Origin of the sequence: Cyclobacterium plantarum (assembly GCF_011290685.1) — a bacterium.
Taxonomy (GTDB): Bacteria; Bacteroidota; Bacteroidia; order Cytophagales; family Cyclobacteriaceae; genus Cyclobacterium; species Cyclobacterium plantarum.
Window position 1 is genome coordinate 352954 of record NZ_JAANYN010000001.1, and the last position, 24950, is coordinate 377903.

21 protein-coding genes are annotated in these 24950 nt (G+C 44.6%); 14 read left to right on the forward strand and 7 right to left on the reverse strand.

Going from position 1 to position 24950, the window contains the following annotated elements:
- Positions 1 to 37 precede the first annotated feature (37 nt).
- From G9Q97_RS01495 to tnpA, 3 genes are all read left to right on the forward strand, one after another.
- Entirely contained in the window at positions 38 to 730 is a 693-nt protein-coding gene (locus G9Q97_RS01495; protein ID WP_166142435.1) for a head GIN domain-containing protein, read from the forward strand.
- Between the two features lie 85 nt (positions 731 to 815).
- Positions 816 to 3008 carry an amino acid permease gene (locus G9Q97_RS01500; RefSeq protein WP_166142437.1) on the forward strand — a complete coding sequence of 731 codons (2193 nt, stop codon included), beginning with the start codon at positions 816 to 818 and terminating at the stop codon, positions 3006 to 3008.
- Between the two features lie 422 nt (positions 3009 to 3430).
- A complete protein-coding gene (gene tnpA, locus G9Q97_RS01505) occupies positions 3431 to 3883 on the forward strand; it encodes an IS200/IS605 family transposase (RefSeq protein ID WP_166142438.1) in 453 nt (150 codons plus the stop codon).
- A gap of 440 nt (positions 3884 to 4323) precedes the next feature.
- Here tnpA and G9Q97_RS01510 read toward each other — a convergent pair whose 3' ends face one another.
- On the reverse strand, positions 4324 to 4956 hold the full coding sequence (locus G9Q97_RS01510) for a porin family protein (protein ID WP_166142440.1): 633 nt from the start codon (positions 4954 to 4956) through the stop codon (positions 4324 to 4326).
- A gap of 576 nt (positions 4957 to 5532) precedes the next feature.
- On the opposite strand from G9Q97_RS01510, the gene G9Q97_RS01515 reads away from it, so the two are divergent.
- Both G9Q97_RS01515 and G9Q97_RS01520 read left to right on the forward strand, forming a co-directional pair.
- Positions 5533 to 7275 carry a TrkH family potassium uptake protein gene (locus G9Q97_RS01515; protein WP_166142442.1) on the forward strand — a complete coding sequence of 581 codons (1743 nt, stop codon included), beginning with the start codon at positions 5533 to 5535 and terminating at the stop codon, positions 7273 to 7275.
- Between the two features lie 12 nt (positions 7276 to 7287).
- Entirely contained in the window at positions 7288 to 7989 is a 702-nt protein-coding gene (locus G9Q97_RS01520) for a potassium channel family protein (RefSeq protein ID WP_166142444.1), read from the forward strand.
- A gap of 521 nt (positions 7990 to 8510) precedes the next feature.
- On the opposite strand, the gene G9Q97_RS01525 is transcribed toward G9Q97_RS01520, so the two are convergent.
- The 3 genes from G9Q97_RS01525 to G9Q97_RS01535 form a co-directional block, all read right to left on the reverse strand.
- The gene (locus tag G9Q97_RS01525; RefSeq protein WP_166142446.1) at positions 8511 to 9773 is read right to left on the reverse strand and encodes an NRAMP family divalent metal transporter; all 1263 of its coding nucleotides are present in this window, start codon (positions 9771 to 9773) and stop codon (positions 8511 to 8513) included.
- Positions 9770 to 10849 (reverse strand): Ldh family oxidoreductase, encoded by a 1080-nt coding sequence (locus tag G9Q97_RS01530; protein WP_166142448.1) that lies wholly within the window; start codon positions 10847 to 10849, stop codon positions 9770 to 9772. The genes G9Q97_RS01525 and G9Q97_RS01530 overlap by 4 nt, the downstream gene beginning before the upstream one ends.
- A gap of 75 nt (positions 10850 to 10924) precedes the next feature.
- A complete protein-coding gene (locus tag G9Q97_RS01535) occupies positions 10925 to 11890 on the reverse strand; it encodes a Ppx/GppA phosphatase family protein (RefSeq protein WP_166142450.1) in 966 nt (321 codons plus the stop codon).
- 220 nt (positions 11891 to 12110) lie between these two features.
- Between G9Q97_RS01535 and G9Q97_RS01540 the strand changes: the two genes are divergently transcribed.
- The 3 genes from G9Q97_RS01540 (at position 12111) to G9Q97_RS01550 (ending at position 16242) form a co-directional block, all read left to right on the forward strand.
- Positions 12111 to 13670 carry an acyl-CoA carboxylase subunit beta gene (locus G9Q97_RS01540; RefSeq protein WP_166142452.1) on the forward strand — a complete coding sequence of 520 codons (1560 nt, stop codon included), beginning with the start codon at positions 12111 to 12113 and terminating at the stop codon, positions 13668 to 13670.
- Positions 13671 to 13976: 306 nt separating this feature from the next.
- Positions 13977 to 15044 carry a zinc-binding metallopeptidase family protein gene (locus G9Q97_RS01545; protein WP_166142454.1) on the forward strand — a complete coding sequence of 356 codons (1068 nt, stop codon included), beginning with the start codon at positions 13977 to 13979 and terminating at the stop codon, positions 15042 to 15044.
- 217 nt (positions 15045 to 15261) lie between these two features.
- Positions 15262 to 16242, forward strand: coding sequence for a 2-hydroxyacid dehydrogenase (locus tag G9Q97_RS01550; protein WP_166142456.1), 981 nt, complete (start codon positions 15262 to 15264; stop codon positions 16240 to 16242).
- A gap of 16 nt (positions 16243 to 16258) precedes the next feature.
- Here the strand turns inward: G9Q97_RS01550 and G9Q97_RS01555 are convergent, their stop codons facing one another.
- Positions 16259 to 17077, reverse strand: coding sequence for a ZIP family metal transporter (locus G9Q97_RS01555; RefSeq protein WP_166142458.1), 819 nt, complete (start codon positions 17075 to 17077; stop codon positions 16259 to 16261).
- 199 nt (positions 17078 to 17276) lie between these two features.
- Between G9Q97_RS01555 and G9Q97_RS01560 the strand changes: the two genes are divergently transcribed.
- From G9Q97_RS01560 to G9Q97_RS01580, 5 genes are all read left to right on the forward strand, one after another.
- On the forward strand, positions 17277 to 17924 hold the full coding sequence (locus G9Q97_RS01560) for a metal-dependent transcriptional regulator (protein ID WP_166142460.1): 648 nt from the start codon (positions 17277 to 17279) through the stop codon (positions 17922 to 17924).
- A gap of 3 nt (positions 17925 to 17927) precedes the next feature.
- Positions 17928 to 18617, forward strand: coding sequence for a 2-C-methyl-D-erythritol 4-phosphate cytidylyltransferase (locus G9Q97_RS01565; protein ID WP_166142462.1), 690 nt, complete (start codon positions 17928 to 17930; stop codon positions 18615 to 18617).
- A gap of 116 nt (positions 18618 to 18733) precedes the next feature.
- Complete coding sequence (locus G9Q97_RS01570; protein WP_166142464.1) at positions 18734 to 19483, forward strand: LiaF transmembrane domain-containing protein; 750 nt, start codon at positions 18734 to 18736, stop codon at positions 19481 to 19483.
- Positions 19484 to 19496: 13 nt separating this feature from the next.
- On the forward strand, positions 19497 to 20540 hold the full coding sequence (locus tag G9Q97_RS01575; RefSeq protein WP_166142466.1) for a sensor histidine kinase: 1044 nt from the start codon (positions 19497 to 19499) through the stop codon (positions 20538 to 20540).
- The gene (locus G9Q97_RS01580; protein WP_166142468.1) at positions 20537 to 21280 is read left to right on the forward strand and encodes a LytR/AlgR family response regulator transcription factor; all 744 of its coding nucleotides are present in this window, start codon (positions 20537 to 20539) and stop codon (positions 21278 to 21280) included. Before G9Q97_RS01575 ends, G9Q97_RS01580 begins: the two co-directional genes overlap by 4 nt.
- An 85-nt stretch (positions 21281 to 21365) precedes the next feature.
- Here G9Q97_RS01580 and G9Q97_RS01585 read toward each other — a convergent pair whose 3' ends face one another.
- The gene (locus G9Q97_RS01585; protein WP_010855875.1) at positions 21366 to 21587 is read right to left on the reverse strand and encodes a DUF2795 domain-containing protein; all 222 of its coding nucleotides are present in this window, start codon (positions 21585 to 21587) and stop codon (positions 21366 to 21368) included.
- A 77-nt stretch (positions 21588 to 21664) separates the two neighbouring features.
- Complete coding sequence (locus G9Q97_RS01590) at positions 21665 to 22915, reverse strand: DUF349 domain-containing protein (RefSeq protein ID WP_166142470.1); 1251 nt, start codon at positions 22913 to 22915, stop codon at positions 21665 to 21667.
- 130 nt (positions 22916 to 23045) lie between these two features.
- Between G9Q97_RS01590 and ettA the strand changes: the two genes are divergently transcribed.
- Positions 23046 to 24725 (forward strand): energy-dependent translational throttle protein EttA, encoded by a 1680-nt coding sequence (ettA, locus tag G9Q97_RS01595; protein WP_166142472.1) that lies wholly within the window; start codon positions 23046 to 23048, stop codon positions 24723 to 24725.
- The last annotated feature ends 225 nt before the right edge of the window (positions 24726 to 24950 follow it).

Consider the following 24950-nt stretch of genomic DNA (forward strand, 5'->3'; position numbering starts at 1 on the left):
AAATTTGTAAATTTAGAAACATCAATATCCTATTGTTATGAGACCTGCCCTGCTTTCCGGATTATTTATTGCCCTGATTTTTCCCTTTTTGCTCTGCGCTCAGCAACAAGAAACCAGAGAACTTGCTCCCTTCACCGGGTTAAAGACATCCGGGAGCTGGAATTTGATCATGAAACAGGGCGAACAGCCATCCGCCACCCTGACAGCCTCTAATATTGAATTGGAAAAGGTATTGACGGAAGTTAAAGATCAGGTTTTAGCAATCAAATTGGACAAAGGGAAATTCAAAAAACACCAGGTTGAGATAACGGTAGTATATACAGGTTTACAGGCGATAAGCACGGAAGGTTCCGGAGATATTCTCTTCCTGGATCCGCTGGAGCTGGACCAGGAAATGAACATTGATGTTTCAGGCTCTGGAAATTTGGATATTCCGGGCTTATATTCACCCCAATTAAATATCAACCAGTCCGGCTCGGGAATCCTTAGTATCCATGAGGGAAATGTAAACCAGATTCGGGTCAACCAATCTGGAGCTGGTGACTTCCTGGCTGGAAACCTGCGCGCCAATGAGGTAGTGGTAAAAAAATCCGGCTCGGGAAATACAGCCCTCGGAGAGGTGATGGCACTGACTGTGGATGCATCTGGTTCCGGAGACATTGTTTACCAGGGCGATCCCAAAGTAGAACAAATTAAGATGTCCGGTTCCGGTACCCTGATCCAGGAATAAGGCAAACGACCAGGTAAGGGATTAACTTCCCGGATTTGGGAAATGGTATTTTTTTTCTCTTTTTTGGCCTTTCAAACCAAGGGATATGCCAGGGAAGAGGGACAAAAGTAAATCAAGTCACAAATTGGGTACTTTTGGAGGGGTATTTACCCCTTCCCTTTTGACCATATTGGGTGTTATCATGTACCTGAGGTTTGGTTGGGTGGTAGGTAATGTGGGCCTTATCGGTACATTGCTAATTGTCACGCTATCCACTGCCATCACTTTTCTGACTTCACTCTCCATATCAGCCATTGCTACCAATGCGCCTGTCAAGGGGGGAGGGGCCTATTTCCTGATCAGCCGGTCTTTGGGGGCAGAAATCGGTGGAGCAGTGGGTATCCCGCTTTATTTGGCCCAGGCCTTATCCGTTTCCCTGTATATCATAGGGTTTTCTGAAAGTTTATCGGCTGTGTTCCCGGGTCTGGAGATCCGCTGGATCAGCATCTGTACCACCCTGGTTTTAGGTGGCCTGGCCTTGTTTTCCACTCAGGCTACCATTAAGGCACAATATGTTATTATGGTGCTGATAGGACTATCGCTGGTTTCCCTGGTACTGGGAAGTCCGCTGGAAGAATCAAGGATCGAGTTATGGGGTGTACCTGCCGCTCAGTCTGTGGGTTTCTGGCAGGTATTTGCCATTTTTTTTCCTGCCGTTACCGGGATCATGACAGGTGTCAACATGTCCGGAGATTTGAAGGATCCAGCCAGGTCCATTCCCAAAGGCACCTTTATGGCGGTAGGTGTGGGATATGTGATCTACATGCTTTTGCCGATCATTTTAGCAGGCAGGGCAGATGCGGCGACCCTGGTGGAGGATCCAATGATCATGCAACGTATTGCGATATGGGGTGGAGCCATCCTGCTGGGAATCTGGGGAGCCACCTTATCCAGCGCAACAGGCAGTCTGCTAGGAGCCCCAAGGGTGCTTCAGGCATTGGCAAATGATAAAATCCTGCCGAAATGGGCTGGTTTTTTCAGTAAAGTGGCCGGAAAGGAGAAAATCCCAAAGGCAGCTACTTTGTTTACCATTGCCCTGACTCTGGTGACGGTTTACTTTGGAGACCTTAACCTGATTGCACCTGTACTGACCATGTTTTTCCTGACTACTTATGCGGTTTTAAACATTACCGCAGGCATAGAAAGGTTACTGAAAAACCCTTCATTCAGGCCCAAGTTCAAGGTACATTGGATTTTTTCATTGTTGGGTGCCCTGGGATGTGCGGGAGTGATGTTTTTAATCAATCCGCTGGCCACCATTGCCGCATTTCTGGTCATTGCCATTATTTTTATCTGGTTGAAAAGAAGAAAAATAACCGCCACATGGGGCGGATTGGGCAGAGGGGTTTTGTCTTCTATAATCCGTTATGCTATTCTGAGGCTGGAAAAGGAAGGGGATGCCAAAAGCTGGCGGCCCAATATCCTGGTATTGTCAGGCTCTCCGGTAAAACGCTGGAGACTGATAGAACTTGCGGATGATATTACCAATGGAAATGCCCTTTTTACTGTCAGCACCATCATTTCTGAGTCTAATGTTCCGCAGGAAAAGGTGAAGGATTATGAAACTCAGATCATGGATTTTCTGGGCAACAAAAATATTCAGGCCCTGGTGCGGGTACTCCGGGCACCCGACCCATTTACCGGCGGCACCCAGCTGGTGAATGCCTATGGGCTGGGTCAATTGGTGCCCAATACCATTTTGTTGGGAGATACCAGGGAAGCAGGACACCTGCGGCCTTATTCGAAAATGATCGGACATTTTTTTAAATCGAAAAAGAATGTAATAATCGTTCAGGATGATAATAACCAGGGCTTTAAAAAGAAAGAGGTGATTGACATTTGGTGGGGTGGTCTGAAAAAAAACGGGAGTCTGATGATCATACTGGCCTACCTGCTCAAAAATAGCAGGGAGTGGCAACAGGCGGAAGTAAATGTGAAAATGGTGGTACCCACTCAGGAAGCCTACAATGGGGCAAAGGAAAATCTGGACAATATCTTTGCCGGCATGCGTACCGGTTTTGCTTACCAGATCCTCGTGGCCCAGGGCCTGGATTTTTGGGAGATTATGGCCAGAGAATCCAGAAAAAGTGATCTTGTAATGATGGGATTGGCTGTACCGGAGCAAGGGGATGGCTTTGAGGAGTATTATCGTTCTTTAAAAGAAAAGACCAAAGCCCTTCCTACCAAGGTGTTTGTTTTGGCCGCACAGGAGGTAGCATTTGATCAGGTGCTGCGGTAATGGATAGCGGAATATATTCCGCTCTTCCAGGACTTGGGATCCGGTAGGGGATGCTATCACAGGGCTTCACCCTGTGCTTAGATATGGCGCACTTTCAGTGCTTGGGTACCCGTTCGTATTCCATTCAGCCAAGAAACACTTTTGAAATAAATACATTCCATCCCAAAGAGCTTATACAAAATTCCAGCCCTGAAAGGGCGAAATCTCCCAGCGATGGGTGCAGCCCATCGTAAAAGGGTGACTCGTGTTTTTCCAGCCCTGAAAGGGTGGGATATGTTACTCTTTTCGCAATCCCGTTAAAAATTAATTGATCCTTGACAACCAAATTTGCGATTAAATCAAAAATGAAATATTTTTATAAGGGATAAGTTATCAGATATTTACCCATTCCTCTTCAAATGGAGGCATTTAATATACGCATTATGGGACAGTCTCACGTTAGAAATTATATCCATATTATTTTTAGTACAAAAAACCGAATGCCATTGATTAGAAATGAGGTTGAAGATGCGCTCCATCGTTATCTGGGAGGGATTTGTAATAACATGGAATGTCCCGTAAAAAAAATTGGTGGTTACACCGACCATGTTCACATTCTCTGCTTGCTATCAAAAAAGAGGGCATTGGTAGATTTAATGGAGGATTTAAAAAGTCATTCCTCAAAATGGGTGAAGACACAAGGAGCAGGATTGGAAAACTTTTATTGGCAAAAGGGTTACGGTGCCTTTTCAGTAAAACCCACTGAGGTGGACACCGTAATCCAATACATTTCCAACCAACATACCCACCATGCCAAAAGGACATTCCAGGAAGAGTACCGGGCGTTTTTAAAAAAATATAATGTTGAATACGATGAGAGATATGTTTGGGATTAGGGGAAATGGGCTTGTAAATTTTTGGTTTTATTGAGATAAATAGGTTTCATGTATTTTTTATTTGGTTGAGTATTATCTTCTTGTCGGTTTATTTCGCCCCTACGGGGCTTGGGTTGGCATTATCCATTTTCACAGGGCTTCACCCTGTGCTTGGATATTACGCACTTTCAGTGCTTGGATTTCGAGCAATTTTTATTCTGATATGTCCCAAAAATAGTCTATGGATTTAAGATTTCTTTATTATATAGTTCTACCCCAGATTTACATTCAACTAAACTTTTTCGGCACAAAACACATTTGAAATAAATGCATTCCATCTCAAAGAGCTTACCCATAATTCCAGCCCTACAAGGGCGTGATACCTCAGCGATGGCTGCAGCCCCATCGTAAAAGGAGGTCACAGAATGTTTTGAGCCCTGTCGGGGCGGTATATTTTCTTCTCAGAGATAATAGGTCAGATTCATCGACCAAACCCGGTGAACCAATCGGTCGGCCCCATAAAAAATTGGATTTAAATCGCCATCCAATATCCAATGATCTTTAATCAAAGGTGTCAGTCCGTGATAATAGCGGACATCTAATACAATATGGTTTCTCAACCGATATCCCAGACCCGCCAAAGCTCCTGCATCCCAATGGCGGAGATGTGGTATGTCATTTGGAGAACTATTGTTTGTATTTAACCTTTCACCTTTTAGCAGATACCCAAACTTGCCACCTGCCTGAAGGAAAATATTTTTCCCACCTGGTCTGAAACGAACCAGGACAGGAAGCGCGATGTAGTCAAAATGGGTAAGTAATTTGTTCGATTGAGACCCGTCTATGCTGCTACCCTGTTTGCTGTAGACCAGTTCGCTTGCCAGGGAAAAATTTCCAGAAAGTGGTTTTGCAAATGCAAGCCCTGCATTGTACTTCCATAACCTATCTGTCAGGTTAATACTGTTTTTAAGCTGACCGGCATTAACCCCACCAGTAATTCCTACCCGAATACCAGTCTGTCCGTACCCGTCCCAGGAAGCACTCAAAAAAAGTACAAGGCCAAAAAGGGCAACCATCCTATTTCTGTATTTCATAATCAGAGTAGTTTATGATAAAAGGTCATTATTTTTTGTATCCATTTCCTTAAAAAAGCCAGCGATTTTCTGGTGAAATTTGGTGCGATCCCAACTTCAGATTCACAAAGGCATGTTTTCACCAATCCAACAGTACTTATTAAATGTAACTAAAAATACTTGAAAATGATTAATAAGATAGGTTTAATTTTGAATACCATTAACGAGGTGTTTTCGGAATTCCCAAAAAGGCCCATATAGTCTAAGGGGTAAGATATTTTGACTCTATTGGTCTGAGCCCTGTAGGGGCGGGATACTTTCGATTATTATGACAATTTCTGGTCCATCTTGATAAATCATCTTCCGAAATTGAAAGTTGAAATAAAGATTTTGACTCAATCCTGATAAATGCCAGCTTTTTGAAAGAAGGAGGGATTGTTATTAACATCAGGGGAAATTATGCCCTCATTAGAAAAGCTGTAAATTATTTTCTTTACTTTTGGGCCGCTTCCGGCTTTAAAAATAAGGTGGGATACACCTGGAAATGAATTGTCAGCAAAAATGAATTATACCCTATAGCATCCTGACATTTGGCTAATGAACTTGAAATTACTTTACAGGATTGCATTGTGGATCAGTGTCCTTGGCATCATTGCCTTTGTTTCGGATTTTGGCTATACACAAAGTGACTGGTTACAGCAGCTGCTTGATGGGTTTTACTTTGTGGTCCTGGGGATTGGCATTGTATCTACTTTTGCCAGGTACCTGCAAAATCAAGCCCTGTTAAAGCGAAAGGTCTTCATTTTTGATTTTTTATCCATCTGTTTCACGCTTTGGATTTACTATCAATTCCTCTTTGTGGGCGTTCCTTTTGAAACCGACTTGTTGCTGGAAAATCCCATTTGGGTGAGGATTGCGGTCCTTTTTACCTTTATCAGGGAGTTTTCGGAGGTTAAACTAAATTACAAACGAACGGTACTCAATCCGGCACAGCTTTTTGTTTTCAGTTTTCTGCTTATCATTTTATTTGGCACCTTCCTGCTCATGCTTCCCAAAGCTACCCATGAGGGTATCTCCTTTACGGATGCGCTTTTTACTTCCACCAGTGCAGTATGTGTGACAGGCCTTATCGTGGTGGATACAGGGAGTTATTTTACCCTCTTTGGGCAAATTATCATCATGGTACTTATTCAGATCGGCGGACTGGGTATTCTGACCTTTGCCAGCTATTTCAGTTACTTTTTTAGGGGAGGTTCCACCTATGAGAATCAACTGGCACTTACGGATATCACCAGCTCCAAGAAGATCGGCGAAGTCTTTTCTACCCTTAAATACATCATCCTGATTACCTTCAGCATTGAACTGGCATCTGGAACTTTGATTTACAGCAGTTTGGATGCCCAACACTATTCGTCTCAGTATGAGCGGTTATTTTTTGCGGTATTCCATGCCATATCCGCCTTTTGCAATGCTGGATTTTCCACCTTACCCAACAGTTTGTACGAAAGTGATTTCAAATTCAACTACCCCCTTCAGTTAACCGTCATCGGCACCTTTGTCCTGGGCGGTCTGGGTTTTCCAATTGTTGCCAATTCCATCAATTACCTGAAATACCAAATCAGGAAGCGGGTTTCGTTTGGTAAAAATAAGGCTGGTTTCCGGCCCTGGGTATTGAACCTGAACAGCCGCATTACCTTAATTACAACATTTTCCATAACGGCTATTGCTTTTGTGGCCTTTTACCTGCTGGAATACGACAACACTTTGTCCGAACACTCTGGCTTGGGAAAGGTAGTAACGGCACTCTTTGGAGCTACGACGCCGCGCACGGCAGGTTTTAATTCCATAGATACGGCGGCCATGCTTTTTCCCACTATCATGATGGTTTTTTTGCTGATGTGGATCGGTGCTTCTCCCGCCTCCACTGGAGGGGGCATCAAGACCAGCACCTTTGCCATTGCCACGCTAAACATGCTCAGCCTGGCCAAGGGGAAAGATAGAATAGAGGTTTTTGGGAGGGAGATTGCAGCCATTTCCATCCGCAGGGCTTTTGCCATCATTTCCCTTTCATTGATCGTCATTGGTATGGGGATCATGCTGATTTCGATATTTGACAGTGAAAAGAGCCTGATGGATATTGGCTTTGAATGTTTCTCGGCCTACAGTACGGTAGGTTTAAGCCTGGGCATTACCGCAAGCCTGGGCACCCAGAGCAAACTGATTCTCATTGTCATCATGTTTGTGGGCAGAGTGAGTATGCTGACCATTATCATTGCGGTTTTTAAGAAAGTAAAAAGTAAAAATTACCGGTATCCATTGGAGGAATTAACGATCAATTAAAAAATTCAGACCATGAAGTTTATTATCGCAGGACTGGGAAATTTTGGAGCCTCTCTGGCACAAAAACTCACGGCACAGGGCAATGAAGTAATCGGTATAGACAACCGTATGGAAAAGGTTGATTTGTATAAAGAGAAAATCTCGCATACCATCTGCATGGATGCCACCGAGGAGTTTGCCGTTACCGGATTGCCCCTGGACGACACAGACGTAGTTATCGTCGCCATAGGAGAAGACCAGGGTTCCAATATCATGACCACGGCCCTTTTTAAAAACATGCAGGTAAAGCGGTTGATCAGCAGGGCGATCAACTCACTCCATGAAAAAGTGCTGGTGGCGATAGGGGTGGATGAGATCGTCCATCCCGAAGAGGAGACTGCTGAGCGATGGGCAAAAAAATTGTGCCTGAATAATGTGGTGGATTCCTTTGAGCTAAGCGATGATTTCAGCATTATTGAAGCCAATGTCCCTAAGGAATGTATTGGCCAAACCATCCGTGAAGTAGGATTCAGGTTGAAATATAACTTACTTGTGCTTACTATCATGAAGGAAACAGAAGTCAAAAGTCTGCTAGGTAAAAGCCGCAAAGAAATGCGCATTCAGGGGATTGCGACTCCTGACCAAAACCTGGAAGAATCCGATATATTGGTACTCTACGGTGCCAACAGGGACCTACAGGATTTCTTAAAGCAAAAAGGCCATGAGAGTAGGTAAATACTTCGTCACTCTTTTATTATTGCTGTTCGGACAAAATATTTCAGCGGAAGCGTGATCTTGAAAGGGATTCATTTTTTATCGTAACGCATATTGCAACACGATTTGTTAATTGAACCTGAAACACCCCGTGTTTAGATGTTCTGCCCGTCCAGGACGCAGGTCTGTATTTTAGATTCTGTACCAGAAGTGGGGATGACCAAACATGTTTCGCCCCTACAGGGCTTGGGTTCCGGTAGGGGATGCTATCACAGGGCTTCACCCTGTGCTTTGGTATTCCGCACTTTCAGTGCTTGGATTTGGAATAAATTTCATTCGGATTCAACTTAAAATATTTTTGGATTTGAATTTTCTTTACTGTTAGAACTACTCCAGGTTTCCATTCAACCCAGCCATGAAAGGGCGAGACATCCCAGCGATGGGTGCAGCCCATCGTTATAGAATGACTTAATTGGTCTGAGCCCTGACGGGGCGGGATATTTTTTCCTGGAACAGGTGTGCCGATAAAACTACCGGGTTTTTTACCCCCACCACAAATAATACATCATCACCAAAGAAAACAACCCTAAAAATCCAATTCCTGCCTGAGAAAGCAGCCGCATGGCGGTTCCGGGTTGGTCTGCTTTGGACAGGTGGTCGCTGAATACCAGCCTGTAATTTAGCAGGGCAATGACCGGTGCGATCAGAAAGGAGATGGTGGTGGCCAGGCTTACCAGCTGGTTAAAAGCATCCATAAACAGAGTGATGACCAGAAATCCCCCTAAAGTGATCAAGCCCAGCCACCAGAGGTAGGCAGCAGGCTTTTCGGCCTTTCCCTGCATCACGGAGATCACCCTCGCGGTGGACCTGGCGTAGCCATCCATTACCCCGATGCAGGTGCCCAGCATGATGGTAAACCCTGCTGCGGCAATGATCAGAAAAGTCCACGATCCCAATTGGGCGGCATAGAGGCTGACCACCCCGGAAGCAAAACCCACATTGTTGTCGGGGAGGCCGTTGTCGGTGCCGTACAATAAGTAAGCACCCAAAACCACAAAACAAAGGGAAAGCATGGCTGAAGTCCAGAAACCCAAATTGAATTCAAATACCGATTCCTTTACAGAAGGCAGGTAGCCGCTTTGCTTACTTCTCTCCATGGTCCAAAGGCTGTTCCAGGTGGAGGAGTCAATGGCCGATGGCATCCAGCCCATAAGGGCAATGATAAAAGGCAATGATTCCAGACCTATTCTGGCAGAAAGCGGTTCAAAAACGACAGGATTTTGCGGTCCTTTAAGCAAAGCAATAAAAAAGGCCAGCAAGGTACTGATCAGCATGAATGAACCGATGATTTTGATTCCGGTATCCAGCAGGGAATACCTTCCCAGAGCCAGAAAACCAAAGGAAAAAAGCAAAAGGATCAGGGATGGAACATAGTAAAGCGCAGCAGGCAGCTCAATGGCAAAGAGGTTTTGAAGAAATCCGGCGGCCACAAAGGTAACGGCCGCATTGACAAAAAACATAGAAAGCAGGTTAATCAGCAGGTATAACCTGGAAAACCAGGGGCTGATTATTTGGTAGCCATCGATCAAAGATCGGCCGGTAGCTGTGGCATAACGGGAGCCAAACTCAAAAAAAGGCCATTTGAAAAGATTGGCCGCCAGGATAAAACCCACCAGGGCAAATCCATATTCAGCTCCCGCCCGGGTGCTTTGTACCAGATGGGATACCCCTATGGCCGTGCTGGCAAAGAGTATGCCCGGACCCAGGGTTTTCAGAAATATCCGGAACCTTACACCTCGGATCATTTTTGTACCCAATCAACACCTAACCGATCGCCCAGATTTTTCAGGTCTTCCACAACAGGTTCCAGCAAAGGTATGCCTTGCTGTCTTCTTTCTGTTTCCAGTTCCCGCTCCGGGTCTCCCGGAATCAACACTTTTTCCTGGCCTGCCACCGGTTCTGCTTCCCTGAACCTTTTGATCCAATTGTCCATATGACTTTTGAATTCGTCTGCAGGTCTGAAGGCATCCACCCGAATGGCCCCAAAGAAATGCCCCAGGCCTTCACCTACCGGATGGGGATGAGGCTCCAGAAAAGCTACAAAGGGAGGTACCCATGGGCCATAATTGGCACCGGACAGGACTGCTGAAAATATATCCACCACGGCTCCCAGGCCATAGCCTTTTTGGGAGCCATGCTCCCGGTCTCCGCCCAGGGGCAAGAGGGCCCCACCCTCCTTAACAGCAAACGGGCTGCTGCTGGGCCGTCCTTCCTTGTCCTGAATCCAGCCAAGGGGAGCTTCTTTTTGTTTTCTTTGCAGGATTTCAAGTTTTCCATTGGCAGCGGTAGTGGTGGCCATGTCTAAAACAAATGGGGGCTGATTACCCGCCGGGATGGCCACGGAAATGGGATTGGTGCCCAAAAGTCTTTCTTTGGAGAAGGTGGGACTGACAAGCGGGCTGGCATTGGTCAATGATATGCCGATCATGTCTTGTTTCAAAGCCTCCATGGCATGGATTCCTGCGATACCATAGTGATTGGAATTCCTGACAGATACCCAGCCTGTACCTGCAATATTTGCTTTTCCCATAGCGACCTTCATGGCAAAAGGTGCGACTACCAGGCCCAGGCCCCCATCCCCGTCCACTACAGCGGTGCTTGGGGTTTCATGGGTGATCCTGATATCGGGCCGGACATTGATTCTATTGGCTTCCCATAAACGCACATAACCCGAAAGTCGCGCCACGCCGTGAGAATCCACTCCCCTCAGGTCGGCAGCCAAAAGTACCTTTGCGGCTGTGGAAGCATCCTTTTCGGAGCAACCGATTTTTATTAAAATATTTTTGGTGAAGTTTTCTAACTGGCTTAAGTCAAAATGCATGTTTGCAGGAGAAAAGGGTGGAACAATGGCACAAAAGTGCAAAAAGTTAAAGAATAAGGGAAATGTTGTTCCGGATTATTGCCAGGAGTTAACCGTCAGGTCCTTACCGGTAGCTACTTTTTCTATCATTTCAGCCAGTACGCCTTCTTTCAATGAATAGGTAGAACATAATAAATCCTGAGGAGCCAAATGGTTGAGGATAAAGCGGATCAGGCAGGAGGCCACCACGATCATATCCACGCGCATGGGGATCATCCCCGGAATGGCAAGTCTTTTATCTTTGGTAAGGTGAATGAGTCTGGCGGCAATTTCCTGAAAAGAATGGATGGGAAGCAGGTGCTTGTGCTGGTTTTTCGGTTTGGGCTGCTGATTGCCGGCGAGGTAAATATCCGTCAGGGTATCAAAGGTGCCCGAGGCACCTACCAGTTGCTGTGGGTTGTACTGCTGTATGGCCCGGATCAGGGGCTGCAGGTGTTGAAACAAATACTGGTTGAGCTTGTCGATTTCTTCAGGTAAGATGGGATCATGATAGTGAAAAAGATCCAGCATGCGCTGTCCCCCAATTTCAAAACTACCTTTCCAATCGATTTGCTCTTCGTTACCAATGATGAATTCTACGGAACCTCCCCCGATATCCATCATCAGGGTACTGGAATGGTCCAGGCATCCGCTCATCCGGATACCCTTATAGATGAGTTCCGCCTCTCTTTCTCCATCAATTACCTGAATAACTATACCGGTTTGTTCCCATACCTCTTGTGCGAAGGCCCTTCCATTGGCTGCATTTCTTACTGCGCTGGTCGCAAAAGCGAATATTTGGTCAATTTTTTCTCCCTTGAGCAATTCCTTAAAGTGGCGAAGGGTATGAAGGGCCCTTTTTTGGGCATCTGGTAAAATCAGGTTTTGACTGATACCTCCCTGACCGATCTTCACGGGTACTTTTTCTTTGTATAAAATTTCAAAACTATTTTCACCCAATGCCACCATGAGTAAATGGAAGGTATTTGTTCCCATGTCTATTACGGCAGCCTTATTTTTCATGAACCTGGTCTTCAAAAGTTTCTGCGAATATATAAAGTTTATTGATTAAGTAGGACAGGCAGGGTTTTTTAAATCCAGAAAGGGGGGTGGAATCTTCACTATCTCTTTATTTGTCCCAATAATACAGTTTTTTATACCTAAAATCCATACCTGCACGTGCTTCAAAATAAGAAAGGCCCATATTTTTCCTATTGCTCTCCACTGACTATATTTGATTGATATGGAGAAAAAAAAACACAAGCCGGGAAAGTTTGAAACACTTGACGCCAAAAACCAACTTGCCCTTAAAGGAGGGGGAAAGCAAAGGATGCAGGCTCAGCATGAAAAAGGAAAGCTCAGTGCCAGAGAAAGACTACTCTTGTTACTTGATGAGGACTCCTTTGAAGAGCTGGATCGCTTTGTGGTACATAGGAGCAGGGATTTTGGCCTGGACCAGCAACAGTATTTGGGGGATGGGGTGGTGACCGGCTATGGCAGCATTGAAGGGCGCCTGGTGTATGTGTTTTCTCAGGACTTTACTGTGTTTGGTGGATCTCTTTCAGAAACGCATGCGGAAAAAATCTGCAAAATCATGGATTTGGCCATGAAAAACGGAGCACCTGTGATTGGGTTAAATGATTCTGGTGGGGCCAGGATACAGGAGGGGGTCAACTCATTGGGAGGTTACGCAGATGTGTTTTACAGGAACACCAAAGCCTCCGGGGTAATTCCTCAAATCTCAGTGATAATGGGTCCCTGTGCGGGAGGGGCAGTGTATTCTCCTGCCATTACGGATTTTATTTTTATGGTAAATAGTTCCGCTTACATGTTTGTGACCGGCCCCAATGTGGTCAAAACGGTAACCCAGGAGAATGTCAGTGCTGAAGAACTGGGAGGAGCCACAGCCCATGCTACCAAGAGTGGGGTGTCTCATTTTTCCTGTCAGAATGAATGGGAATGCCTGCAGGAAGTCCGCAAATTGCTGGCCTATTTACCACAAAACTGTGAGGACGATGTTCCTTTGGCCCATTACAAGCCTGCTGATGAAACCCGCCCTATTTTGGATGTGATTATACCAGAAAGGCCGAATCAACCCTATGACATGCATGAGCTGCTGTCTGCCCTGTTGGATGAAGGTGGTTTTTTGGAGGTGCATGAGGAATTTGCCAAAAATATACTGGTTGGTTTTGGCCGATTGGCTGGAAGGTCTATTGGTATCGTGGCCAACCAGCCTGCGGCACTGGCCGGCGTGCTGGATATACACGCCTCGGTTAAAGCCGCCAGGTTTGTCAGATTCTGTGATAGTTTTAATATCCCGCTTTTGGTACTGGTGGATGTCCCTGGTTTCCTGCCGGGTACAGATCAGGAATGGAACGGTATTATCAGTCATGGAGCAAAGCTGCTTTTTGCATTTGCAGAGGCTACCGTTCCCAGGATCACAGTGATCACCCGAAAAGCCTATGGAGGGGCCTATGATGTGATGAACTCCAAGCATATTGGTGCGGACTTGAATTTCGCATGGCCCACAGCCGAAATTGCGGTCATGGGTCCTAAAGGAGCAGCTGCCATTATTTTTAAAAATGAAATTGCCCAGGCAGAAAATCCCGAAAAAAGGCTGGAAGAAAAAGTGCAGGAATATTCGGAGAAGTTTGCCAATCCCTATCTGGCGGCCGAAAGAGGATTTATCGATGAGGTAATTCAGCCTTCCCTGACGCGCTTCAAGTTGATCAGGGGTTTTAAGATGCTCGAAAACAAGGTAGATCAATTGCCCAGAAAAAAACACGGCAACATACCCCTCTAGTGTATCCTCAACGCTTGAATGAGGGGAAAGGCGGTAGTGGATTTTCAGTTATTTCAAGGTACAAAAAACGAGCATGTTCATAGCATTGCGATGCTTTTTGTAAAGAGGAGATAGCTCAAAAGGCGTCCAGGATTGCACATAGGTTTAGGCTTCACATGCCACTCAGGCATGGGTTTATTTTGTCTAAATCTACGGTTACGTTTTTTTAACCCCATCTAATCTGTATTTTTACCCTTTAATTCATTTAGAACAACAAGAAGGCAAAACTGCCTTTGATAAATGCAAGGCATTCAAAAAAAATCACCAATGAATACTAACGAAAAATTTCTTTATCAATATTTAAACAATGCATCGCCAACAGGCTTTGAAGCATCAGGGCAACAGATATGGCTGGATTATGTCCGCCCTTTTGTGGATGACTATTTTACAGATGCTTATGGTACGGCAGTTGGGGTGATCAATCCTGATGCAAAATTCAAGGTGGTGATTGAAGCCCATGCAGATGAGATCAGCTGGTTTGTCAATTACATCACACCCGAAGGATACATCTATGTAATCAGAAATGGTGGATCGGACCATATGATAGCACCTTCCATGCGGGTAAATATTCATACTGATAAGGGGATAATACCCGGGGTATTTGGCTGGCCAGCCATACATGTAAGGGATAAAGCCAAGGAGGAAACTCCCAAAATGGAGAATATTTTCATAGACGTAGGTGCCAGAACAAAAGACGAAGTGTTGGAGATGGGCATCCATGTGGGTTGTGTGGTAACTTTCAAAGATGAGTTGACCCAGTTAAACAATAAATATTATTCAGGCAGGGCGCTGGACAACCGAATTGGCGGTTACATGATTGCTGAAGTGGCCCGCAAAATCAAGCAAGACAAGGTGTCCCTACCTTTTGGGCTGTATATTGTAAATGCCGTTCAGGAAGAAATAGGCTTGCGTGGGGCAGAGATGATCGCTGCCAATATCAAGCCCAATGTAGCCATCATCACTGATGTCTGTCATGACACTACCGCTCCCATGTACAGCAAAATCACCAGCGGGGATTACACTGCCGGTAATGGACCGGTACTTACTTGTGGGGCAGCTGTTCATAAAAAGTTGTTGGATCTGGTCATAGCAAGTGCCACAAGCAGAGACATTCCCTTCCAAAGATCCGCTTCATCACGAAGTACCGGCACTGATACCGATGCTTTTGCTTATTCCAATGGGGGTGTTCCTTCCGCCTTGATTTCCCTTCCGATCAAGTACATGCATACCACAGTGGAAACGGCAAACAAAAAGGATATCGAAAACGTGATCGGATTGATTGTTGGCTTTTTGGAAGATTTTGATGCCGATTTTGATTTCAGATATGTGAAATAAAATTCATTCCGGCAATGCTTGGGTTTTATAAAAATCATGAATTTTGGTTCTTGCCGGTATTTTAAAATAATTAAAATCTCCAAACCTGTCAGGTTTTTGTTGATATTCAAACAACAACGATCTTTGAGTAGATGAAACCTGACAGGTTTTACTCCTTCTTAATCAGTTGAGTATAGGATTGGGATGCGGATTTACGGAAGTGTCTAAATTTTAAACAATGAAAGTATTTATCAATAAAATCATCCCGGAACGTGGTTACCGGATGCTGGAAGAAGCAGGAATCGCCTATACCGTCTGGAAGGAAAAGCCGATATTGGACCGGGGGCAGGCCATTCAGTTTTGTAAGGGGCATGATGCTTTTTTAAGTGCGGGTCAGGCCGGTCTGGATGCAGATTTTTTTGAGCAATGTAAACATCTCAAGGTAGTGGCCCTTCATTCTGTAGGTTTCGATGGCGTGGATATAGAAGCGGCTACCGCGAGAGGCATACCTGTGGGCAATACACCCAATGTACTGAACAAAGCCACCGCTGAAACCGCCTTGTTACTCATGCTGACAGTAGCAAGGAGGGCTTTGTACCATCACAAGAGAATTAAGAAGGGAGAATGGGGTATTGCCAAGCCAACCGAGGGCTTGGGCTTTGATCTGGCGGGTAAAACGCTGGGAATTGTTGGATTGGGAAGAATAGGAGCCGAACTTGCAGCAATTTGCACCCGTTCCTGGGGCATGAAAATACTCTATCACAACCGCAGCAGCAATAAAAGGGCAGAAGAGGCCTATGGTGCCACAAAGGTAAGCTTTGATGAATTGCTGGAGCAGAGTGATGTGGTATCTGTCCATACCGCCTTGACTGAGGAAACCAGGGGAATGTTTGGCATGGAGCAGTTTAAAAAGATGAAATCCTCGGCCATTTTCATCAACACCGCAAGGGGAGGGGTTCATCAGGAGGAGGAATTGATAGCAGCTCTGGATCAAAAGATCATTTGGGGAGCAGGTATCGACGTGACCAATCCAGAACCCATGGAAGCAAACAACCCCTTGCTGGACATGGACAATGCCGTGGTCTTTCCCCACATTGGCTCGGCCACTAAGGAGACCAGGGATGAAATGACCCGCTGTGCCGTGGAAAACATCATTGCCGGACTAAAGGGAAAGGAAATTCCTTATCCGGTCAATCCTGAAGTGTATCAAACGCGGTAACAACAGGTCAAAACCTTTAGCCCAGGGCTACATCCAGGATCATCATGATGGTAAAGCCTCCAATAAAGCCCAGCGTGGCCAGATCGGTATTCCCATCCTGCTGGGTTTCAGGTATTACTTCTTCGATGACTACAAAAATCATGGCTCCAGCCGCAAAGGCCAGCGCATAAGGGAGGACAGGCGTAAAAATAGTAATAGCTGCTGCGCCAAGTACCCCGGCAATTGGCTCTACTAGAGCGGATGATTGACCGAAAAAGAAACTTTTTCTCCGGCTCATGCCCATGCGGCGAAGGGGAACGGCAACGGCAATGCCTTCCGGTAAATTTTGAAGGCCGATACCCAGGGCCAGAACTACTGCCCCAGAGATAGTGGCCTCTGAAATAGCAGAGGCTGCGCCGCCAAACAAAACCCCTACCGCCAAACCTTCCGGGATATTGTGCATGGTAATGGCCAAAACCAGTAGGGTGGTTTTCTGCCATGGGGTTTTTATGCCTTCTGCTTTTTTAAAATTTACATGGAGATGAGGAAGAAATTTGTCGAGAAAAAATATAAACAAGGAGCCCCCCACAAATCCGATAGCAGCGGGGAATACTTTAATGAATCCCTCCCCCTCACTCATGCTGATGGCCGGAGCAAGCAAACTCCAAAAGCTGGCAGCGATCATTACCCCTCCCGTAAAACCCAACATGGCATCTAAAAGAGGCCGATTCATTTGTTTGAAAAAAAAGACAAAGGCCGCACCTAAAGCTGTCAGAAGCCATGTGAATAAAGTGGCAATGAATGCAGCATTAACGGGCGAAATGCTTCCCAAATATTCGATGATTTTGTCAAACATGCGCTTGATTTTTTGGTAGCGTGATGAAATATATTTCTGATTTTCCTGGCAGAGATAAATTTAAAGCCAGAAAATTTCTGCTTATGATTTACCAAACAAGAATTTTCAGCAGTGTTTAGCTTTGGCAAATTTAAATAGTTAGAATAGACTAACAAATTTATTTTAATTATTTTTTATATTTGTTTTCAAATTTGAGTTCATGAACAGCCAGTCTATAGAAAATTATTTAAAAGCAATTTTTAATCAGGCCATATCCACTGATGAGGTAAACACCACGGGCATAGCCCAGGCATTGGAGGTTAGTCTGCCCTCCGTCAACAGCATGGTAAAAAAACTTGCAGGTATGGGATTGTTGGAATACCAAAAATACAAACCACTAAAGATAACGGACAAAGGCCGGAAAATGGCCGCGAGGATAATCCGGAAACACAGGTTGACAGAAATGTACCTGGTAGAGAAAATGGGTTTTGGCTGGGAGGAGGTTCATGATATTGCTGAGCAGCTGGAGCATATTCAGTCCCCGGCATTTTTTGACCGGATGGATGAATTGCTGGGCTATCCCCAGAGAGATCCGCATGGTTCTCCTATTCCCAACAAAAACGGGCAGATTGCTGTGCAGGAATACCGACCGCTGGCAGATTGCCAGCCTGGAGAGCAGGTTGAACTGAAAGCACTGGGCCATACTTCTGATGAATTTTTGAAATATCTTAATAGCAAGGAGCTGGCACTTGGTGTAAAAGTAGAAGTTCTGGAAGTGGAGGCTTTTGACAGGAACATGAAAGTCGAGTATTCAGGTCATCGGGAGGTGCTTTCCGCTTTGGTTTGTTCCAAATTATTGGTGAGTTGAGCCATGGGAAATAAAGATGCTAAATATGCCATTATAGTTGCAGGAGGTTCCGGGAAACGCATGGGAGGGCTTGTACCAAAACAATATCAAATCATTGGTGATTTACCGGTACTGATGCATACTTTAAATAGGTTTCATGCCTATGACGAGAAAATGGAAATACTTTTGGTACTCCCTGAAAAGGATTTTTCCTTTTGGAGGGATTTGTGTTTGGCCCATGATTTTTCCGTTCCCCATACCTTGGTGAAAGGAGGAGCCAGCAGGTTTGGAAGTGTGAGTAATGGGCTTGAGGGCATCGCTTCCACAGAGGGGCTGGTAGCCATACATGATGGTGTCAGGCCATTTGTAAGTTTGGAAGTAATTCACGAAAGTTATGTGGAGGCGGCAAAAAGAGGGAGTGCGGTGGCCGCCGTTTCATTAAAGGATTCCATCAGGGAGGTATTTGATGACGGCCATTCTTCATATCGGAACAGGCAGCAGTACCGTTTGGTCCAGACGCCGCAGACTTTTCAGTTGGCAAAAATCAAAGCAGCATTTGCTGTTGGCGAAAGGGATTTCTTTACCGATGACGCTACAGTTTATGAAAATCAGGGCTGGGAGGTCCACCTGATTCCAGGTAACCTGGAGAACATTAAGCTGACCACGCCTGAAGATTTGGTGTATGCTGACTTCCTGCTTAATAAATCCCGGTGACAGGTTTAACGGGAAAACCATGCTGTTTACCGATGCCTGCTTTGGATTTACAGGATTGACCTTTAGAAAACGATTTTCAGCCGGTATATTCGACCCATTAATCAACATTACATGCCATGAAAAACAAAAGAAACGGAAATCATGCCCTTGGGCTTCTGATTTTAGTCATTGGTGCCCTGCTCCTTTTAAAGCAATCGGGCATATTCATCCCGGGCTGGTTATTTTCCTGGCCCATGATATTGATCGCTATCGGGCTGTATTCAGGCTATAAGAATGGGTTCCAGAATACAGGTTCGGTAGTGCTGCTGCTTATAGGTGGCTTTTTTCTGCTGAGGGATAAAATATTTCTTCCCTATGAATTGGGTCCATACCTGCTGCCGGTAGGCTTAATTGTGCTTGGCCTTTTCATCATTTTCAAAAAGAACAATAATCCGGCGATCAACTGGAAGGATTGGGAAGGGAATTATGACAAGTGGGAAAAAAAGCTGAGAACAGGAGGGGCCACTGAAGGAGAAATGAAGAACAATTCCGACTACCTGAATGTGGAAGCCCTTTTTTGTGGTCTGAAGAGAAAGGTGATTTCTAAAAATTTCAAAGGCGGTGAAATCACCACTGTTTTTGGCGGTACGGATGTAGATTTGATGCATGCCGATATCCAGGAGCAGGCAGTATTGAAGGTTTCGGTAGTTTTTGGAGGGGTCAAGCTCATTGTCCCGCCCCACTGGGATGTTCAGTTGGGAGTGAGCAATCTGGCAGCCGGAGTAGAAGACAAGCGGTACCTGCACCAGGCTACCCAGGATCCGGAGAAGAAATTGCTCATCACCGGTTCGGTTATTTTTGGGGGAATAGAAATCTCCTCTTATTGATAGTTGCCGGAAAATGAATACCACAGGAAAATCATACAGGATTACCGGGGAGTTGCTTGACGATGTATCCTTCCTTTTGATGGTTTTTGTGGGCCTGTTTTCCTGTTCCTTTTTCCAGCACCAGGATTGGGTATGGGCCTTTCAGGATGGGCTTATGTGCATGCTGGCTTTTGGATTGGGCGTTTTTGGGTTGAACCTGATGGTGTATTATTACCCGATTGGAAAATTCAGGACCTGGCCGGCATTGATGTTTTCGCTATTGTTTAGCCTGGCCCTGGTTTTTCTTTGCAGGCTGGTTTGGAAAGGGGAATTGTTGGGGGACCAGGAATTTTTACCCCTTTTTGATGTGTCTCTTCCAATCCGGGTTACTGTGGGTTTGTTGTTATTTCACCTGGTAACTTTACAAATAATGTCAGGAAAGACCACCGTAAAAAGTTTTCAACTGATGCAACAGGGAGAGTTGAGACAGAAGCTGACCACAGATGCGGAGTTACATTACCTGCGGCAGCAAATGCAGCCGCATTTTTTGTTCAATAGTTTGAATTCCATCAATGCGCTTTTGGGCAAGCATCCTGAGAGAGCCAGGGAAATGGTTCAGGGCCTGGCCGATTTCTATCGGGAAAATTTGAATAAGGATCCAAAGAAATGGGAAAGCCTGGAAAATGAAATTAAGGTTATTTCACAGTACCTTGCTTTGGAAAAAATTCGGTTCGGTCATCGTTTGGGCTATGAAATTGAAATTCCCCCTGAATTGACTGAGGTAAAACTTCCCTCGCTTTTGATTCAGACCTTGGTGGAAAATGCGGTGAAGCACGGGCTATACGGCACCACCGGACCAATTACCATCCGGATAAAGGCGACAAAACGGGAAAACATGTTGGCACTCTCGGTTCAGAATCCAACAGAACAAAATCCGGGGAAAGCCACTGGTGCCGGATTTGGCCTAAAAAACCTGGAAAGAAGGTTGTTCCTCATTTTCGGCAGGAAAGACCTGCTTTCCTACAGCCATTTGGACGGTCAATTTTCAGCCACATTAAAAATTCCCTTTCTTTTATGATACGCTGCCTGATTATAGACGATGAACCATTGGCGCAGGACCTGCTGCAGGATTACCTGGAGGATTTTCCTGTAGTCCAGGTGGTTGGTGTTTGCAATGATGGATTTGAAGGGCATAAAGCCATCACTGAAATGCAGCCTGATCTGGTGTTTTTGGATATTCAAATGCCAAAAATAAATGGATTTGAAATGCTCGAACTTCTGGAAAAACCCCCAAAAGTCATCTTTACCACTGCTTATGATGCTTACGCAATCAAGGCATTTGATCAGCAAGCCCTGGATTATTTGTTGAAACCCTTTTCTAAGGAAAGGTTGAAACAAGCTCTGGATAAAGTATTGAGTGAAAACCATAAATCAGTCGATCCCACTAAAAAAGCCGATATGCTGATAAGAGAGCACTTATCTGGAGAATATCTTCGCCGTGTGGTGGTCAAAACAGGCAATAGGATTCACATCATTCCGGTAGAAGATATCGCCTATATTTCGGCAGACGGCGACTATGTTAAAATTTTCTCAGAGGGTAAACACTACCTGAAATTAACTACCATGGGCGATCTTGAAAAAATGCTGGATCCTTTGGAGTTTATCAGGGTTCACCGATCTTATTTGGCCAATATTCTGGAAATAATTAAAATAGAATCCTATCAAAAAGAAAATTACCTGGTGTACCTTAAGGATGGCACCCAACTACCAGTGAGCAAATCGGGCATGGTAAAACTCAGAAAAGCTTTGAGGATCTAAGAAGTAACAGCCAACCGGTATTCAAAAAAATATTTAGAGAGGAGTGGAATAAAAAACGTCTTCCGTTTGAGGAAGACGTTGATTTTTAATATTCATCTTCGTTAAAGAAGAAATCATCTTTGGTTGGATAATCGGGCCAGATTTCCTCAATGTTTTCATAAGGTTCACCATCATCTTCCAACTCCTGAAGATTTTCTACCACCTCTAACGGTGCCCCTGAACGGATAGCAAAGTCAATTAACTCATCTTTAGTGGCAGGCCACGGAGCGTCTTCCAAATAGGAGGCAAGTTCTAAAGTCCAATACATAGTCTACACAAGTTTATACGTCCCCTTGAACGGGGTGCAAAAATATAAATTCTTTTTAAATCTCAACCAATTATGGTTCAATTGTTTGTAAGTTCTTTTAATATGTGGTTTTTAACATCGACTTTTCGTTTGTAGGCGCCGATTTTTCTTCGCATCATTTGGTCAAAACCATCTTCCTGGGTCCTGAAATTTTCCGCATTTTCTTTTACAGTGGTCAGCTCCCGCTGATCTCTCGCAATCAAATCTTTAAGTAAACCGGATTTGATGGTGATTTGCTCCTCAATAGGTTTGTTTTCAAATCCAGGGTATTTTGAATTACAAAGATTGTCCAGAAAGGATTTTTCAAAAACGATTTCGGAAAAGAATACGAATGAACCAATACTTTGTTGTGCGTTCCTGGGTTTTTTTGGCGGTAATTTTTTCCATTCCGCCTGCAACTTTTTGGCCTGAGCCAATTTATTTCCATCTACCTTTCCCCGGGAAAGCAACTTCATCTCCTCAGCCAACTTTTCTATTTTTTTGATCATCAGGCCAGGACTCAGCTTGGGTGCGTTTTGAGCCATTCGTTTATACCTGCTAAAAATCCGGTTGTTTAATTTCGAAAATTCATCCCAAATAGGCTGTCTTTTCGCCGCAGGAACCCTTCCAGAAGTTTTCCACTGCTTTTGAATTTTTTTGCTGATTTCAAATGCCGTTTTTACGTCGGCCATGTCATGGGCCTCCCGCGCTTGTTCGAGTAAGTTTTCGTAGACCTTTATGTTTTGTTCTGCCTGAAGTGCCAGTCCGTCAAAATAGTTTTTTCTGTTTCCATAAAACACGTCCAGAATAGACTGGAACCTATTTTCTATTTCTTCTTCGATCTCTTTCTCCACAGGTCCCGTTTTGAGCCATTTCAGCTTAAGTTCCTTAAATGCTTCAGAAGCTTCTTTCCAATCAGTACTGTTTTTAATGGCTTCAGCCTCTTCTATCAAGGCTTCTTTGATTTCCAGATTTTTCTTCCGGTTAGATTGGATGATTTCCTCCAGATAAGCTTCCTGCTCCTCCAGTTCCCGTATCAAAGCCGGAAAATCTCCCAATCCATCATAACTCATCAAGGAATTTTTCAGGTGGATCAGTTTCATCAGAAAGGAACCCTTGTTCTGGTTTTCCTGGATGTCTGATTTAAGTTTTTCTACTTTGGCTTTTATCGTTTTGTACCGGTCTTCGAAATAGCGGATTGTGGATGCCTCATCCTCCTTCACCTCTCCGATAACCCGGTCTTCCTGGCCTAAAAAACCCTTTAAATAAATTTTGTCTTCTTTTATATATCCATAAGGATGCTCCGTCATGATCAGCAAGGTTGGTTGTAATTCTGATGTGGTTTTTCCAATTTCTGCAAATTAATTAATAATGCTTCATTTATCCTAAGAAAGCGGATTTTTTACCATCTTTGTTGATTAAATTAAACGTAAAAGAACCATGAGTAATGAAAAAATAATTTTTTCTATGGCCGGGGTCTCTAAAATCTATCCCCCACAGAAGAAAGTACTTAAAGATATTTATCTGTCATTTTTTTATGGTGCCAAGATCGGCGTGTTAGGCCTTAATGGCTCCGGTAAAAGCTCCCTGCTACGCATCATTGCCGGTAAGGACACCGAATATCAGGGGGAAGTGGTTTGGTCTCCGGGGTATTCTGTGGGAATGCTGGAGCAAGAGCCGGCATTGGATCCTGCCAAAACAGTAAAAGAAGTAGTGGAAGAAGCCGTTGAATCAACCATCAACCTGCTCAAAGAATTTGAATCCATTAATGAAAAATTCATGGATCCCGCCGTGATGGAAGATCCTGATGCCATGGATAAATTGATCCACCAGCAGGGGGAGGTTCAGGAAAAACTGGATGCTGCCAATGCCTGGGAATTGGAAACCTTGCTGGAAAAAGCCATGGATGCCCTCAGGTTGCCCCCGGCTGATGCAATTGTCGAAAATCTTTCCGGAGGAGAAAAAAGAAGGGTTGCCCTATGCAGACTCCTTTTACAAGAGCCGGATGTATTGCTGCTGGACGAACCTACCAACCACCTTGATGCCGAATCAGTGCTTTGGCTGGAGCAACACCTTAAATTATACAAGGGTACAGTCATTGCAGTGACCCACGACCGTTACTTTCTGGATAATGTGGCAGGCTGGATACTGGAACTGGACCGGGGTGAGGGAATACCCTGGAAGGGCAACTATTCCAGTTGGTTGGAGCAAAAGCAGGACCGCTTGAAAAAAGAAGAAAAAACGGAATCCAAAAGACAAAAAACGCTGGAAAGAGAGTTGGAATGGATCCGCATGTCACCCAAGGCCAAACAATCTAAAGGTAAGGCCAGGTTAAATGCTTACGATAAACTGGTAGGAGAAGAGGCAAGGGAAAAAGAAGCGAAACTTGAACTTTACATCCCACCAGGCCCTCGTCTGGGCAGCAAGGTGATCGAGGTAAAAGGTGTTTCAAAAGCATTTGGCGACAAATTGCTGTTTGATGACCTTACTTTTTCGCTTCCCCAGGGAGGCATAGTAGGAGTGATAGGACCCAACGGAGCGGGCAAGTCCACTTTGTTCAATATGATTACAGGCAAGGAAAAACCTGATGCCGGCCATTTTGAAATTGGAGAAACTGTTAAGATTGCCTATGTAGATCAGGAACATGATGATTTGGACCCCAAAAAGTCTGTATACGAGATTATTTCTGAAGGAAATGAATTTATCCAACTGGGAAATAAGGAAATCAACGCCAGGGCTTATGTCAGCCGCTTTAATTTTGGCGGAGCAGATCAGGAAAAAAAGGTAGGTGTACTTTCCGGCGGGGAAAGAAACCGTGTTCATTTGGCCATGACCCTGAAAAAGGGTGGGAATTTATTGTTACTGGATGAACCTACCAATGACCTGGATGTCAATACCCTCAGGTCGCTGGAAGAGGCTTTGGAAAATTTTGGAGGATGTGCAGTGATCATTTCTCACGACAGGTGGTTTCTGGACAGGATATGTACCCATATTCTCGCCTTCGAGGGAGACAGCTCCGTTTACTGGTTTGAAGGAAATTTCTCGGACTATGAAGAAAACAAAAGAAAAAGACTGGGCGATGTAAGTCCAAGGAGGATTAAATACAAGAAATTGATGTAGTGGCTTTAATGGTCATTTTAAAATTTCCCTTAGCAGGAAAGAAAGGCACCTGATTTCCAGGTGCCTTTCTTTTTGATCCGGATATGGTATATGTCCCATAATAAAGCCATTGATTTCAGAAATTTATTTTTTATAGAAATGGGGCAGGTATACTTTCTCCGAAAATGTTCTGAATTCAGGTAAAAAACATTCAATTTTTAAGAATAAAGGACTCATTCCCTTGTA